The sequence below is a fragment of the Mariniradius saccharolyticus AK6 genome (assembly GCF_000330725.2).
GTDB classification, from domain to species: Bacteria; Bacteroidota; Bacteroidia; order Cytophagales; family Cyclobacteriaceae; genus Mariniradius; species Mariniradius saccharolyticus.
In genome coordinates this window covers 287,848-303,357 of record NZ_AMZY02000013.1, presented here as the reverse complement: position 1 = coordinate 303,357, position 15,510 = coordinate 287,848, and the positions used below count along the sequence as shown (strand labels likewise).

At 44.5% G+C, this 15,510-nt stretch carries 13 protein-coding genes; 6 read left to right on the top strand and 7 right to left on the bottom strand.

Annotated features, from left to right (window positions below; all coding sequences use genetic code 11):
- Positions 1-653: 653 nt before the first annotated feature.
- From C943_RS14285 to C943_RS14275, 3 genes are read right to left on the bottom strand one after another with little or no spacing between them, the layout of a single operon-like run.
- Entirely contained in the window at positions 654-1,562 is a 909-nt protein-coding gene (locus C943_RS14285) for an IS3 family transposase (protein ID WP_245545550.1), read from the bottom strand.
- A 26-nt stretch (positions 1,563-1,588) separates the two neighbouring features.
- Complete coding sequence (locus C943_RS21500; RefSeq protein ID WP_008629101.1) at positions 1,589-2,011, bottom strand: hypothetical protein; 423 nt, start codon at positions 2,009-2,011, stop codon at positions 1,589-1,591.
- Between the two features lie 26 nt (positions 2,012-2,037).
- Complete coding sequence (locus C943_RS14275) at positions 2,038-3,690, bottom strand: sulfatase family protein (RefSeq protein ID WP_040480777.1); 1,653 nt, start codon at positions 3,688-3,690, stop codon at positions 2,038-2,040.
- Positions 3,691-4,126: 436 nt separating this feature from the next.
- Between C943_RS14275 and C943_RS14270 the strand changes: the two genes are divergently transcribed.
- The 5 genes from C943_RS14270 to C943_RS14250 all read left to right on the top strand — a co-directional run bounded on the left by C943_RS14270 (position 4,127) and on the right by C943_RS14250 (position 9,409).
- Positions 4,127-5,140, top strand: a complete 1,014-nt coding sequence (locus C943_RS14270; protein ID WP_008629099.1) for a hypothetical protein — start codon at positions 4,127-4,129, stop codon at positions 5,138-5,140.
- 61 nt (positions 5,141-5,201) lie between these two features.
- A complete protein-coding gene (locus C943_RS14265; protein ID WP_008629098.1) occupies positions 5,202-5,852 on the top strand; it encodes a hypothetical protein in 651 nt (216 codons plus the stop codon).
- A 27-nt stretch (positions 5,853-5,879) separates the two neighbouring features.
- Positions 5,880-7,328, top strand: a complete 1,449-nt coding sequence (locus tag C943_RS14260; protein ID WP_008629097.1) for a hypothetical protein — start codon at positions 5,880-5,882, stop codon at positions 7,326-7,328.
- Positions 7,325-7,993: a hypothetical protein gene (locus C943_RS14255; RefSeq protein ID WP_008629095.1), complete on the top strand. Its 669-nt coding sequence runs from the start codon at positions 7,325-7,327 to the stop codon at positions 7,991-7,993. The genes C943_RS14260 and C943_RS14255 overlap by 4 nt, the downstream gene beginning before the upstream one ends.
- 342 nt (positions 7,994-8,335) lie before the next feature.
- Positions 8,336-9,409 carry a pYEATS domain-containing protein gene (locus tag C943_RS14250; protein ID WP_008629093.1) on the top strand — a complete coding sequence of 358 codons (1,074 nt, stop codon included), beginning with the start codon at positions 8,336-8,338 and terminating at the stop codon, positions 9,407-9,409.
- A gap of 516 nt (positions 9,410-9,925) precedes the next feature.
- Here C943_RS14250 and C943_RS14240 read toward each other — a convergent pair.
- Genes C943_RS14240 through C943_RS14225 form a run of 4 tightly spaced genes read right to left on the bottom strand, consistent with a single transcriptional unit; the run spans position 9,926 to position 11,528 of the window.
- Positions 9,926-10,141 (bottom strand): hypothetical protein, encoded by a 216-nt coding sequence (locus tag C943_RS14240; protein ID WP_008629085.1) that lies wholly within the window; start codon positions 10,139-10,141, stop codon positions 9,926-9,928.
- A gap of 2 nt (positions 10,142-10,143) precedes the next feature.
- Positions 10,144-10,374, bottom strand: a complete 231-nt coding sequence (locus tag C943_RS14235) for a hypothetical protein (RefSeq protein WP_234863000.1) — start codon at positions 10,372-10,374, stop codon at positions 10,144-10,146.
- A complete protein-coding gene (locus C943_RS14230) occupies positions 10,371-10,778 on the bottom strand; it encodes a hypothetical protein (protein WP_157198553.1) in 408 nt (135 codons plus the stop codon). Before C943_RS14230 ends, C943_RS14235 begins: the two co-directional genes overlap by 4 nt.
- Before the next feature lie 3 nt (positions 10,779-10,781).
- Entirely contained in the window at positions 10,782-11,528 is a 747-nt protein-coding gene (locus C943_RS14225; RefSeq protein ID WP_008629079.1) for a hypothetical protein, read from the bottom strand.
- A 2,508-nt stretch (positions 11,529-14,036) separates the two neighbouring features.
- On the opposite strand from C943_RS14225, the gene C943_RS14215 reads away from it, so the two are divergent.
- Positions 14,037-15,461, top strand: coding sequence for a DUF1254 domain-containing protein (locus C943_RS14215; RefSeq protein ID WP_008629070.1), 1,425 nt, complete (start codon positions 14,037-14,039; stop codon positions 15,459-15,461).
- Positions 15,462-15,510: the final 49 nt, after the last annotated feature.

The following is a 15,510-nucleotide window of genomic DNA, read 5'->3' as shown; positions in this document are numbered from 1 at the left end:
TGATGAATGATGGACGGTGATCTCACACTAATCTCCTCCTGTGGGGAAATGGAGAATGATGAATGATGAATTACCACCTCACCCCGACCCTCTGCTCGAGGAGAGGGAGAATCACTCAGCGGAAGGATTACTTTTCAGATTCAAGGATTCACAGCCCCAACGGGGCGTCATCCCACAGCGAAGGGTGTAGCCCTTCGCACATGCAGAGCCGATTCCCCGGCTGGGTCGGATTTGCAATCCGGCCCTCCTATCCCTGCCAATTTGTAATTGGCTCAATACCATTACTCACTCTCTGAGCTGGATAGGATTACCATTCTCTATTTCTTGTGTCACTTTTTTCTTGACAAAAAAGTAACCAAAAAGTCAAGAAAGTCCAATCCTAGGCTATCGCACAGGGCCCTGGCCGGCCCGGCGGACTTTCATTCCTCCGCGCGCGTGCTAATTAAGTACTTTGTGCAGTTTAAGGGATTAACGACCTCACCCCGACCCTCTCCTCGAGGAGAGGGAGAATCACTCAGCGGAAGGATTACTTTTCAGATTCAAGGATTTACAGCCCCAACGGGGCGTCATCCCACACTGACCCGTCCTAAAAAAAGTTTACAGTTTAACTGTTGTTTTTAAGTTTAGTCCTGATTCAAATTTACATTCAATATTTAATCCTGAAATGAGTTTACATTTTTCTTTTCCCAATTTATTTCATTTCGATAGTAGTTTTTCCAGAGTCGTTTGATCTGTGTTTCTAAATGATTCTCATGGATTGTTTCCGGCGTGTAGTTGTTCAAACTGTTATGTGGCCTTTCCTCATTGTATAATTTTACCACTGCTTTCAGCACTTCTTTGGCGTGTAACAAGCTATTTATTCGGTAATCGAATAGATATTCACCTTTGATGATTCCATTGATTCGTTCAGCTATAGCATTCTCCAAAGGATCTGAATTTTCTGTCATCGATATTTGAATATTATGCTTGTTCAATACTGAGACATATTGTGAACTACAATATTGAGAACCTCTGTCTGAATGATGTATAAGTCCCGTATGGCCTATTTTCAAGGGTTTTACAGCCATTTTTAAAGCAGCAACACTTTGAATCGCCTCCATATTTTCGGCAACATGATAACCAACGATTTTCCTGGAAAAAGCATCTGTAATTAAACTTATGTAGTAATGCCCTCCCTTGGTTTTCCAATAAGTTAAATCACTTACCCAGATGTGATTGGGGCCCATTGGTTCTTGTTCTCTAATCAGGTTGGGATACTTCCTCATCCAGTGATTGGAGTTTGTAGTAACATGGTAGCTTTTCCGCTGCTTTATCAAAAGATGATGATCACGCATTAAATCAAAAAAAGCATCTCTTCCGATTTTAATGCCGTGTGATTGCAAAAAAGATTCGAGTTTGTAGAATAGTTTTCGCCCTCCCAATCGCTTGTGATGAGTTCGGATGTTTTTTATTTCACTTACAACAAGCTCGGTCTCCAATGCTTGCTGATAGACATGTCTTTTGCTCTGATAATAAGCCTGTCGAGTTATACCAAACCATGAGCATAGAAGGGCTAAACCTATACTCTTGAAGCGTTGCTTCGTCTCTTCTATGGCTTGGTATTGAACTTTTTTCGAATTGGGATATTGAATTCTTTCTCGGCAATATCCACCATAGTTGAAAAAGCAATAGCCTTCATCTCAGCCACTTGAACTTGCTTTTCAAGCTCTGAGATACGCTTTTGAAGTTGTAATTTTTCAAAATCAACATCCTCGGAGTCTATTTTTTTCTTTGATTTTGCCATTAAATCAAATTTAGCGCTTTTTCTTGAGTCCTCACTGATCCCAAATTGGTTCATCCATTTTGAAATTTTACCATGTTCCTGAACATAACCAGTGTAGCGAAAATAAACGGCAGTCTTTGACTCTTTTCCGCTTAGAAAAGCATTGACAATCGTCAATTTTTCCTCATCTGTTAATAACAATTTCCCTTTAAAAAATTGTCCTAAGCTGGGTTTACATTTTTTCTCCATTTGTCCCTTATTTATGTAAACCTATTCTAGGACGAGACACAATCCCACACACTTACGCCCGAGGTCTTGTACCCGATACGTACGGCACGGGCAGCGACTTTTTGGCCGGCGGGAATGGGCTGATGGTACAACCGCCAGGCCTTTCCCCCAATCTCCTCTCCTACCTGGTAGGCGATGCTCGCCCCCTCAGTCCTGGACCGCAAATGCAATTCCTTCCCCTTTTGCTCAAAAACCACCCCCGCCGTCTCGGGCTGCACCATCCCCGGCCACATCATCTCCACCAAATCATGCTCGGGCACAAAGCCCAAATCCCCCACCTCCAACTGCCATCTTGCCAAAGCGCCACGCAGCTCCTCCAATTTCTCCCTGTATACTGGATCTTCCGCCAAATTATACACCTCATAAGGATCATTCGCCAAGTCATAGAGTTCCTCGACGGGCTTGGTCTTCATAAAGATATACGCCGCGTCTCCCTTCAAATCCCCCGCCAAGTCCATCTCGATCAGGGTCTTGGTCATGTCGATTTGTTCGCGGTAGGCATTCCGGTAGATCAGCGGCAACTCAGGCCGAAAGTTCCGAATGTACACAAAGCGCCCATCGATCGCGGAACGGCTCATATCCACGGCCTCGTCAAAGCGGTCCGCCGAACCGAAGGCATAGCGATGGGGCGTCGCCGCCTTATATTTCCCCAAAAAGGCTTTCCCCTGCATGTAACTCGGCACGGGGATATGGGCGAGGGAAAGCACCGTCGGACCCAGGTCCATCAGGGAAACGATCTGGTCCACCCGCGTACCGGCATTCCGCTTGTCGGGAAAGCGGACCATCAGCGGCACATGCAGGCCGGAATTACCGACGGCACGCTTCTGCCGCAACAGGGGTCCCCCATGGTCGGACCAAAAGAGAATGATGGTCTTGTCAATCAACCCGGCCTCCTCCAACTCGGCCAATAGCTTCCCAATCTGGGCGTCCAACTCCACAATATTGGAATAGACCCGGCCAACATCCCGCTTGACGATGGGCAAAAGGGGAAAATAGTCCGGCAGGGGAACCTTGGCAGTATCGGCCAACATGGGGTCTTCCTTTTTCATAAATACCCGGGACTCGTGGGTGATTTCAAAATTAAAGACGGAGAAAAAGGGCTGCCCGGGCTTGCGGTTGCGGAAGTGGGCATCCCGGCCGATCTCGTCCCAAGCCGTGATGGGTGCATTGAACTGGTAGTCGGTCTTGGCGGCATTGCTGGTGAAGTAGCCTGCGGCGCGGAGGTATTCCGTAAAGCACTTGACATAAGGCGGCGGCACGGCGGCATATTCGGGCACATTCCGGCCGCGGATATCCTTCTGTCCATAGTAGCTTTTGTAGGTCTCGTTTTCAGGTTCGCGGAAGGCGTAGTGCGGTCCCGTGCACATGTTATGGGTGCCGATGCTGACTGGATACATGCCCGTGATGATGCTGCTGCGGCTGGGTGCACAGACGCCCGCCGTCGCATAGGCCTGCGTAAAGGTCATCCCTTCCCTGGCCAAGCGGTCCAGGTGAGGCGTGGACACCATCCCATCCCCATACATCGATAGCAGCAGGCTGATATCCTCTACCGATATCCAGAGGATATTCGGCTGCTCGCCGGACTGGGCAGCGGCCACACCAAAAAGCCCCATCAGTACCATCACCAGAAAATGCTTCATAACCCGATCATTTGTTTCCCTCAAGCTCGCAAAAAACGGGAACGATCGCAAATCCTCCTTTCCCAGCGGTAGATTTCCCTCACTTGAACCCAAAAGCTTTAAGGTATTGGCTACCAGATTCTTCTGGATTCGACCGAATGCTAGGTCAAAGGCGCCGGAAACAGGGTGAGGGTAAGAGAAAAACAAGATTATTTTGAGATTTAATTGATTTCAGATAGGGAAAATTGAACAATAAGTTACTGGCGTCCATTTGTTTATGCTTCATCTCAGAATAATGCATAAATCGACTTTAGAGTTTAGATACCAATAGACAAGCCATGAAGAGACTCCTTTTCAGAGTTATCAAAACAGTAAAGCAGTTGACAATATTTGTTCGGTACCACCATTAACGTTCACATAATAGATTCAATAATAACAATAGACATTAAACTTAATCATGGGTGCCCTGCATTTTCTTGACTTGGTTATTGGCTTAGCCTTCATCTACTTTCTACTCAGCATCATATGCTTGTCACTTCAAGAGTTTAAGGCAAATTTCTTCAACGAACGTTCAAAAAATTTGGAAAAATGGATCAAAGACACCTTCAACAACAAGGGTGAAACGGATAGCGGACCAGGATTAGGGGATCGCCTCTGGAAAAATATCATGATAGATGGACTAACGCAAAGTGGCAGAACCGTCTCCTATATTCCAAAAGAAGTTTTTGTATCTGCGCTACTTGATGAAATATACTACGGAAGTGACGATTCGAAACCGGATGATTGCCTTGAAGTCACTAAGCAACGAGACATGGTGATGGATAATGGTTTTAAAGAAACCTATGATTTCAATTCATTGAAAGATGCAATTGAGAGACCATCGGTATGCCTACCGAAACCTTTCCAGAGGGTGATTAGACAAGTCTATGCAGAGTCTCATGAAAATCTTGAAACATTTAGAATGAGACTTGAAAGGTGGTTTGAGATGGCAATGGTCCGCAATTCCGGAACCTATAAAAAGAAAGCACAATGGTGGACATTTGGGTTTGCAATACTTGTCACCATAGGAATAAATGTAGACTCAGTACAGCTCGCATCCCATCTTTATGATAGTCCAGATGAATCAAAAAGGATAGCCGACAAGGCCGAAGTTTACTTTAGCCAAAACCAAAGCCTAATGGTAGGTGAGAAAAAAGAAATCGAAGAGACAGTTAAGACAATCCAAGCAGATATTAAAAGGATCAAAGACCTCAAACTTCCGATCGGTAGGGAAAATTTTGAGCTCAATCCAAAATCTATTCCAGGCTGGATAATTACAATTTTCGCCGTCTCACTTGGCGCACCGTTTTGGTTTGATACCCTCAATAAGCTGGTCAATTTACGTGCAGCAGGAAAAATGCCGAACGGAGTAAGTAGTATATCCTCAGAAGCAGAAAAAAGGGCCAAGAGACTTGACAATCCAATGGAATAAAACTTAACCTTTTAGACTTCTTAAGTCACAAAATCAACTACAATATAAAAATTCAACCAATATGGCTAAAGTCACATTAAAACAGAAGTTCCTGAAGGCAGGTGTTAAAAAATACTTTAGGACAGGAGCGGAAGAGTTAGTTCTTGGCTCTTATGGAAAAAAAGAAACCCCTGCATTAAAAGCAAGTTACCTTTTTCAATTTTCAAAATTGAACATACAATCGGGTGATGTTAAAGAGATTGGTCCGTTTGAGTTTGATTTTAATAATACAACCAAGGCAGACGCAATACTTAATGCAGACGCAAAAGTTGCAGAGGGTAATGTCGTCTTGACTTATGAAAGCCTAAAAAGTGGAAGGGTAGTTTTTATCCAACTTTCTTTGAGCATGTTGCCAATCATCGAAGCATTGAACAGCGATTCAAGAGCAACAGACTACCTGAAAATCCAAGAAAAGCCACGGATAGTAAATACCATTTTTGTCGCTGTTTCCGCGGAATTTGTAGAGAGAATTAAGGGTAGCGCCGGTATAGAACTAAATTCCCAAAAGAACGGCGTCGAGATTTCCCTGAAGCCTTCGGTTGGTGGAGGCACAATTTTAAAACTTGTCCTGCCCAAAAACTCAACAATCGCCTACGGTTTGGCAATTCCAGTTTGGGATGGCTCAAGAACTAAAGTGGTGGATTTGAATCCCGATCTTAAAGGTGCTGGATAAACCAATTCAACTAAATTGTAATCGCAAATGGAAGAGGAAGTAAATGAAATTGTCACTGATAACCTAAAGGATATACTAAAAATTGTTATCGCGGGGTTCATTACCCTTGACTTTTTTAGTCCAATTACGTTTAGGTTCATTGCGGGCCTTTTTGAAGAAGAGAACTCAATAATGTGGACCTTTGCGACTTTTCGGGTGATTTATCTCTCTGTGCCATTGATCTTTTTATTCGGATTCTCAATTTATAAGGTCAATGTAAAGAACCTATTTAACTCTTATGATGTAGCTGATTTTAGACGGCAGTTCGTAGCACTTTCAATCGTTTTTCTTCTTTTTTTAATTTTTGCGTTTTTCGGTATTGGAAGTTTCCCATTGAAAACTGACACTGGAATTGCTGTCATCAAATTACAGTTAATCTTAATTGTAAGTGTATTTCTATTCCTTTTTATATATTTTGTATTCTCGCTGAGACGGGATAAAAAATTTGGGAATTTCACACCTATAGTTTATATATTTCTATTTTCAATAACTATTGGGGCAACTATTTTATTTTTTCGACTGGGGAACGGAAAACCAAATAAAGAACATTTTTCAACTTATTTGGATACACTATATGTTAACCCGTTTACGAAGCAGAAAAATTTCAAAGATGCTTCAAAATATGTTGATTCACTTGATTCAGCAAAAGAATCAATAACTAAGCTCACTTTTGAAATTGCAATGAAGGCTAATTTATTTGGCGCTGACGTAGATAACAACGGGACCTTGAAACGATTGTATTCTCCAATGTCAAATCCTTTAGAACTGAGTTCAATCATGAGTGATAAGGTTTCTAACAATGGCAAAATTTTTAACCAATTACAGGATGATAGTAAAAAATTAGATAATGATGTTATTAAAATATCTGAATTGCAGGAAATAAATGCAAGAGCCAATTTCATCGATCGAAGTTTGACGTTTAGTCTGTTTCAAGCCGAGAGCAGCCTTGCACAAGAGGCAAGACACGCTAGAGAAGCTGCGGTATCACTTTTGCGTTTTGTACAAGTAGTTGAGCTTATTTTTTTGATCTCTATCATAGCGCTACTATGGCTAACAATTAGATTCTTTAAGTCCTTCAAATCCCTCGCTGGAGAAACAATGTATCTGCAAACCACCCTGATCATATATTTGCTTATGGCGGTACAAATGGTAAAGCCCATTGACCCAAGGCATATTGATATCAATGATCCTGGATGGCCGTTTACCCAGCCTACTTGGTATTTGCCGGGATATATTCAGTCAATCGGTACAATCTCTAACACTACACCCTCAATTGGAATAAATACTGATAAAACTACGGTTATTATTCGAGAAAGGGTTCTTCAAGAGGAGATTACAAAAATTAAAGATGAAGTAGCGAGTTTAAGAAACTTGCTCGATAATAAAATGGAAGAATTGGGGGAAAACGTTAGCAAAATTAAAACCGAATTCGAATGATGAGGACATTAGCCTTATTTTTTCTTTTTGCGCTTTTTGGGTGTAATGCTCAAAAGGTAAATCGACTCGTTGATAAAGTCGGGTTGAATGAGAGCATTCAAAATAAATACATGTCGATTCGAAAGAAGAAGGCAACCGATTTTTTGAAGTATCAGAATGGTTTTGACAAACTTGATACCTTGGGAAAAGTTTACTACTCAATAGAATGCAATATGCCGATGGAATCATTTGATTCGCTAAAAACATATCCTAAAAAACGGCAATTAGAAAAACTGGAATATCCCGTATCAACAATCTCAAATGGCAGTCAATCTATGAAAGCAATTGTAAGACAGTCAGGAGAAACTCTAGAAAAAACTAAAAAACTATTATGGAATTTTGTGGAGTTACAATCAAAATCTGATTCCATAAACAGTTTATATAATGAAGAAATTTTTGAGTATCAGGATAAGCTTGTAAAAAATTCTCAATATAAAATAGATGTCCTGAAGTACGATCAGTGTGTAAATTACAAAAAGCTAGTTGAAATTGAAATCATTCAAGCTCAAGCTGAAGTTAATGCACATCGGGATCATCTTATGATTTTGTATCGACCAAACTTTCTAAAGCGATTTTTTAAAACAGAAAGGTACAGGATCTATAAAAAGCACGGATTCCCCTCATAGATATAATTTCTCTTTTCTCAATCTGAGTTTAAGTTGGGCGCTAGGTGGGTCTGCGAAAGTCGTTGGGATGTAATCATAGCCTCCAATCCTCTCCAGTATTAAATTGAAATATTCAACCAAGTTCCCGCAGCTACCCATCTCGCGGCCTTAGCAATCGTAGGTCATAAGGCAGGATCCGTTGCTTTTTCGGTAAGAGGCCGTAAATTCACGCAATCAACTCAAAATGTGTGAGTTATTGTTCCTGATAAAAATATTTAGCATATTGTTACACGGTTTGTTCCAAAGCCGACCATTAGTCACAGTAATGTCATTTTTGTCTTTATCTGATTTATTTCTTTCCAAATGGTCTCCCAACAAAAAAACCTGAACGTTTCGGATAAATCCGAGGGATTAATCCACCTCCGTAATACGCTGTTGTATGCAGCACTAACGGGTGTTGTTACGACAATACTCTATGCGGCATTCTTTTTCAGCTTTAAAATCTTTGCTTTGTGCTTCATCGTTGCGTTGGCTTCGTTCAGTGGCAGTTTTTTTATCGGGATTCTCTTCGGTATGCCAAAAAGGAAAGGGAATGAGGACGACGGCTATTCCCTCAACAATAGCCTCGTTGAAATATCTGAATGGCTTACAAAAATCATCGTGGGACTAAGTCTCGTCAACCTTATCAAAATCCCTGGATTTCTACTCAGTTTCGGAGAATACATGGTCAAGTCCATTGGGTCACCTGCCAATACCTCTATCGACGTGTTTAGCATTTCGATACTGGTTTATTTTGGATTCCTAGGACTGTATTTTGGCTACAATTACATGAGACTGTTTTTGTCTCTTCAGTACAGAATGGTCGACGACGAACTACTTAACGTCAAAGCCGAGCTTGAATCAAGCAAAGAGGAAGTGAAGGTCCTTGAGAAGCAAACTTCTGTCATGCGTGAGCTGGCTAACGAGTCATTGCAGTCCGAAAATGAAGTAAAACAACTATCTACCGTCGTTGCACAAGATGTTACAAGAATTGAAGAACTTAAAAACATTGCCAGCGAAAGGGCCAAAGTAATTGGTAGTCAAGTGCCCGATGATCCACATAAGGCGAAATGGGGAGGCCTTCCCGAAAGGAACTATCGCAAATTAGAGGGAACTGTTAAAGAACTATTTCTAGGGTTATATGAGGTTACTTTGGAAGTCAGCTCGACCGATCCGGTCCAACACCCGTTGTTCGACGGAGAAATTGTGATTTTTGCTCTACACCCATCATTTAAACCAGAAGTGAGGTTGGTAAAGGTGGTAGAGGGCGTATCGAGGCTCAAACTTATTGCCTATGGTTCATTTACGGTGGGCGTATTTGCCGATTCAGCAGGCACTGAACTTGAATTGGATCTTTCCCAGCTTCCCGGTGCAACCGAGTATTTTAAAACTCATTGATTTCACCATTCATCTCCCAGGCTGGGTGGGATTTGTAATCCAACCCTCCTAGCCTTACCAATTTGAAATTGGCTACTTCAGCTATTTTCTAAAAATCTACGCCTTTCCTCCTAATCATGGATTGCGCCCTGAAAACCTGCGTCCGGAAATACAGGAAAACGTGGCAAAAAAAGGAAAGGGATAGATTCCTCGTGCCTACCAATAACAAAATTGGTTTCAGATCGACAATGTTCAACCCCTTCAGGGTTGTGGCTTATGGCCAAACTGCTTCGAATCCCCGGTCCACGATAATTATCGGGAGCAACATGGGGCTACTCAAGGTTCAATCCCCGTTGGGGGTTAGGGTCCCATCGTCATTCCCAATCTGTAAATCCCAAATTCTAAAAACTCGGAATGACAAAGGAAGGCCTTTGCAATCGGAGATAGTGTTTGAACATCGAAATGCGCAGGCATTGAACAACATGGGAAATGGAAAAAGCCGACAAGGAAACCTTGCCGGCTTTTTGGTTTGGTGGCTTATTCGTCTTTAACCGTCGCCTGGCTGACTGCGGAGAGGACTGCCCCTCCTGTAACCAGGTAGCCCGCGGCAGTGACAAGCACCGCCGGAAGGCTTACCGGCGCTGCGAGGATGGCAGCACCTACGCCAGCCAATGCCAGCCCGATGGTTCTCAGTTGCCTGAAAAAGGGCGGGGTGGGTTTGGCAATCCTGTCTTTTACTTCATTGAGATTCATTTCTAATTTGGTTTTGCGGTGAAACGATTTCCCGGAACCGGTGGGGAGGCTTTGCGCCTCCCCTGTTCCAGGTACATTCTCAGATTACTCTGCTCGGCTTTGAGCCAAATGCAGAGCTCACGCAGGTCCATATGGTCGCGCTTGAGGTCGCGGATGTCCTGCACCAGGAGCTTGAGGAAGTAGGCGATCACCGATAGCAGGATGGTCACCACAGTTCCAAGGATTAGGGTCAACTGGCCAGTTTGCATGGCTGCCGCCTTGTCTTTGGTGGAAGGTCCATGATCTCCACTTTCCAGTCTTCCCCGGGGTAAGGCTCCATCCGGTCCATGAGGCGCTGAAAGGCCAGGTTGGGCGTTTCGGCCGCATTCTTGAAGCCCATCACCGGTAAGAATGCGCACTTTGGCAGTTTCCCAAGCCGAAAGGGAAGAATCCTTGCAACGGCGGTACCGCCTATTTGCACAAGGCGGAAATGCCAACCCTCTTTTTCGGAGTAGTCCCAGAAGAGCTCATAGTTCCCGACAGGAACCGCTTCCCTATCTTCCGCTATTGCCAACATCGAGGCCCATGTAACATTGCCGCAGCACAACACTGAGGTTGTGATTAGGCGGCCGTGTCTTCTGATCAACAAGAGTCTCATGGCTTAGCTCCTTTCTGTTAAGAGTATCACCCCCGCCCCGTTGGAACTGTTGAGGAGTGGGTAGTTCTCGCCATTGACAATTTGGAGGAACTCTACTCCAAACACCAAGACCTTGTGGGAATGCGGAACCTGGGACTTGAGGATGCTCAGGTTGACGGGCCCTGCGGCAAGTTCAACAGGAATCTCGGCAGATGGACTCGTGACCAAGGTGGTGATACCGGCTTCAAAGTCAAGGGACACGCCCGCAAGAAAGAAGCGGAGGTGGGTGGCGCCTTGGGCGAGGATGATGTCATCGCTTGGGCTGAAGGCCGGAACGGTCACTCCCCAATCCGTAGGGGTGTCGATCGGGTCGACGTGGATCTTCAAGGTTTGGGACAATGGCGTGGTGCTGTTGAGCTCCACTCCTGCCAACATCGACCAATCCCCTTCCTGGACCTTCCGCTCTCCCCTCCTGTTGATGGGATCGGATTTGAGGACCTGCATCATCTTGTTGACCAAGCGGACGTGGAGCTTGGTATCGGTGATTTTCTGCACCGCTGGACGCATGGCGGTCCGCAGCAGTTTGACCGCTTCGGCATTGGCCGTAAACTCCGCGATGTTCTCCCTGACCCTTGCGAACTTGGGGTCTGTCATGATCCGGTTTTTGGAAACGCCGCCTTTTTCCCTGGCTTGGAAACCATCTTTGTTCTCGAAGAAATTGATTCTTCCAATATTTCCCTTCAGGGTAAATACACTCATCTGTTTTGCCATAATTGTAGGTGTTTTAAGTGAAACATGGCTCCAAATTGGGCGGAGGGGCGGAAAAACGAAAATGAATATGCGTTCTGTTCGTTTTTAAACGGATTGATTCGGGGAAGGGTGAATTATGAATTCATAATGATGAATGAGCAATTTGGGATGAGGGCTCTGCCCAGGGGGAATGGAGAATGAGAGATTGGGGATTGGGGGGGGAGGTTTGAAGGTTGGGGAATGTAGAATTTTGAATGATGAATGATGAATGATGAATGGGTGGCCAGGGGGAATGGAGAATGGGGAATGGGGAAAAGGGATTGGGGAATGGGGAAAAGGGATTGGGGAATGGGGAATGGGGAATGGGAATTCACAATGATGACTGAGCGCGTCACTTCTCCGTGAAGCTTAAGTTTTGGGAATGGCCCTTGTTTGTCACCCTAGTGCCGATAGCTATCGGCAGAGGGGTCCATCATCCAGGCCAGATTAGATTCCTCGTGCCTCGGAATGACAAAGAAAAGCCTTCGCAAAATCAAAGGATTGAACGGATAATCATTGCACAATTGGGGTCCTGTATTTGGAAACGCAGGATAGCAGGATGGAATGGTCTGTGATGACCCAGACCATGGTGATTCCATCGGGAGAATCCACCCCGAAGTGGGTGGAACATTGAATAGCCCCGGGTGAGGTGCTTCTCCTCTCCTTCTACCTACAAGTTGCCTTGTGCACCGAAACCCGGGGAAACAGGAATCGGCGATTTTTTGGTTTTTGGGGGCGGGAAATTCAAGAATCAATTTGGGTTTTCACCAAAAACCGAGATGAGATGAAATCAAGTAGGCAGAGGTCAGTGGCAGGCAGCAGGTGCATTCGTGCGACTCAATGCTTATTTCACCATATAGTTCACAGAGCACACATAGTTGGTCGCGGGTCAAAAGCTATGTCGCTATGTGTGCTATGTTGTTGACCAATCATCCTCACAGACCATTTGCAACACGAACATCCTGCGTTCGGAAAGGCAGGATAGCAGGGTAAAAAAAAGATTCCTCGTACCTCGGAATGACAAATTTAAGCATTGTTGCTAGTTTAAGTTACGGGTTATGGGAAGGCTCTGCTTTGTCACCCCCTGGGAGGGATTTGCAATCCCGCCCTTCTATCCCTCAACACCATTACCCAATTGCCAAGCTGGACGGGATTACCATTCACTCATTCTCTTGTTACTTTTTTTCTTGATAAAACCTGTCTGCCGACAGGCAGGAAGTAACCAATCCCGATATTTATCGGGAGACAAGAAAGTCCAATCCTAGGCTATCGCACAAGGCCCGTGCCGGCCCGGCGGACTTTCATTCCTCCCCGCGATCGATTGAGGTAGCTTGTGAGGTTTGAGGAATTGACCACCTCTCCCCGACCCTCTCCTTGAGGAGAGGGAGAATGCCGAAACCGAAGGAATATTTGATCAGAATAAGGTCCATGAGCCCCAAAGGGGCGCCATCCAACAGCGAAGGGTGTAGCCCTTCGCGAATTGGCAGGATCACAAAACAATGGGGATCCTGGGTTCGGAAACGTAGGATAGCGGGGTAAACAAAAAAAGAAAAAGATTCCTCGTGCCTCGGAATGACAAGGAAAGGCCTTCGCAAAATCAGACTATTGAACAGATAATAATCGTTCAATAGGTGTCCAGCCGTTCGGAAACGCAGGATAGCAGGGTAAAAAAAAAGATTCCTCGTACCTCGGAATGACAAATTTAAGCATTGTTGCTAGTTTAAGTTACGGGTTATGGGAAGGCTCTGCTTTGTCACCCGCACTACCGAACCAAGTGCTTTATACAAATCAGCATTAAAGAGCCCCAAAGGGGCGCCATCCCACAGCGAAGGGTGTAGCCCTTCGCGAATCGGCAGGATCACAAAACAATATAAGCCTTTCCCGAAAAATTTTCCTGTGTTATTCCTTGTTTATCGGAGAGGGGCTTGGGATATTCCATTGGCTAGCTTGCACCCCGAGTTTTTTATTTGACATTCACAGAAAAGCAATTACAAATGGGTTCAGGCTGCGGACACTGAGATTTCGCACCGCCCGCCGCGAGGAGATTAAACATGCCATTTGTAATCCCCTTCGCAATGGGCTCGGGCGGATGCGTCCGTACAGGGGATGCTTACCCCTAGCCTTGATCCGGGCCCCCGCCAAAATCTTCCACAAAAACATTTCCAAAGGACTCTTGGGGCAGCCAATGCCGATATCGGCACTACGTGCTTGGCTTCGGGGCAGCCTGACTCGAGAATTGGGATCCCATACGTGCCTGAAGGCTTACAGCTGTTGGAATGGCCAACTTTTTGAGCTATATTGATCGTTCAGGGTGCCAATGGGACAACGGCCAAAGGTGGGTCAGCACTGAGACGAACTCCGCGGGCCGGATGCAGGCTTGGTGATTGGTGCCCCGCAGGCATAGGCTTTGAAACCCGTATTTAGCTAAATACGAAAAGATACGATATGGCGCGAAACAATACACATTCAAGAACTTAAAGGCACTATACCATGAAATCGAAGATTTTTTTTGTAGGGTTGGCTTTTTTTATACTGGCAAATGGATGTCAGCAAAACTCGCCGAGTCTAAAACCAGAGGAAGCAAAAGAGATTGCCAAGGAGGCCTTCCTATTCGGGTTTCCGTTGGTGATGAATTATAAAACCCTTTATGCAAATGCCATAGATGAAAACTCTGGCGACTATAAGGGAGAATTCAACCAAAAGTCATGTGATGCACGCCTTTTCACGCCCGAAGACAAAGCAATTGTAACTCCTAATTCAGATACCCCTTATTGCATGTTTTGGAGTGATATCAGGCAGGAACCGGTTGTGTTTTCAGTACCGGCGATAGATTCTGCCCGCTATTACAGTTTCCAATTGATAGATATGTTTACCCACAATTTTTTCTACATCGGTTCTTTAACTACCGGTAACCTAGCAGGAAACTATTTGATTGCATTGGAAGGCTGGAATGGCAAAGTTCCGGAAGGTATTACCAAGGTAGTTCGCAGTGAAACTGACTTGTTCTTTACGATTGTGCGAACCCAGCTTTTCAACTCGGATGATTTGGAAAATGTAGCTAAGCCACAAAGTGTATATAAGGTTCAAACGCTAAGTGAATATAACGGTGAGGCACCAACAACAAAAGAAGCCATTGGCGAATTTCCCAATTGGACTGAAGGTTCCCAATACACCGAGGAGTCTTTTAAATACCTCGACGCAGTGTTGAAATTTGTCAATCCTATTGAAAAAGAAATTCCCGTATTGGAAAGATTTAAAAAATTGGGAATAGGAACAAAAGAGGGATTTGATATTAGCCGATTCGATGCGGAGACCCAACAGGCCATCAAAGAGGGAGTAAAAGAGGGCTTTGCTGAGATGGAAGCATTTATCAAAGCGAATTCCACAGACCCATTGGGAAGCACCAAAATTTTTGGGACCAGGGATTTTTTGGAACAAAGCGCGAAAAAAAACTACGGTTTCGACAATGCCCATTTAATTAGAGCCGTAGGGGCTTATTTGGGAATTTACGGCAACTCTGCAGGAGAGGCTGCATACCCCATGTATTTAACCGATGGCGAGGGACAGCCACTTGATGCCTCAAAGAATAAGTACACCCTTACTTTTGACTCTGGACAGATGCCACCTGTCAGGGCGTTTTGGTCTCTTACTATGTACGATGGTAAGACCCAACTGTTGGTTGACAACAAACTGGACAAATACTTGGTAAACTCCACGTCAATGAGTGATTTGGTGAAAAACCGAGACGGTTCCATTACCATTTTTATTCAAAAAGAATCACCGGGAAAAAATTTGGAGCCTAATTGGCTTCCGGCGCCCGACGGACCATTCTATTGTGTAATGAGACTTTATGGACCTGAGGAATCCGTATTGAAAGGAGCCTGGAAAAATCCTCCTATGATTAAATCCAACTAAAAATTAACCAGATATGAAACCTCTTTTTTATTTACTCGCAGCATGTTTG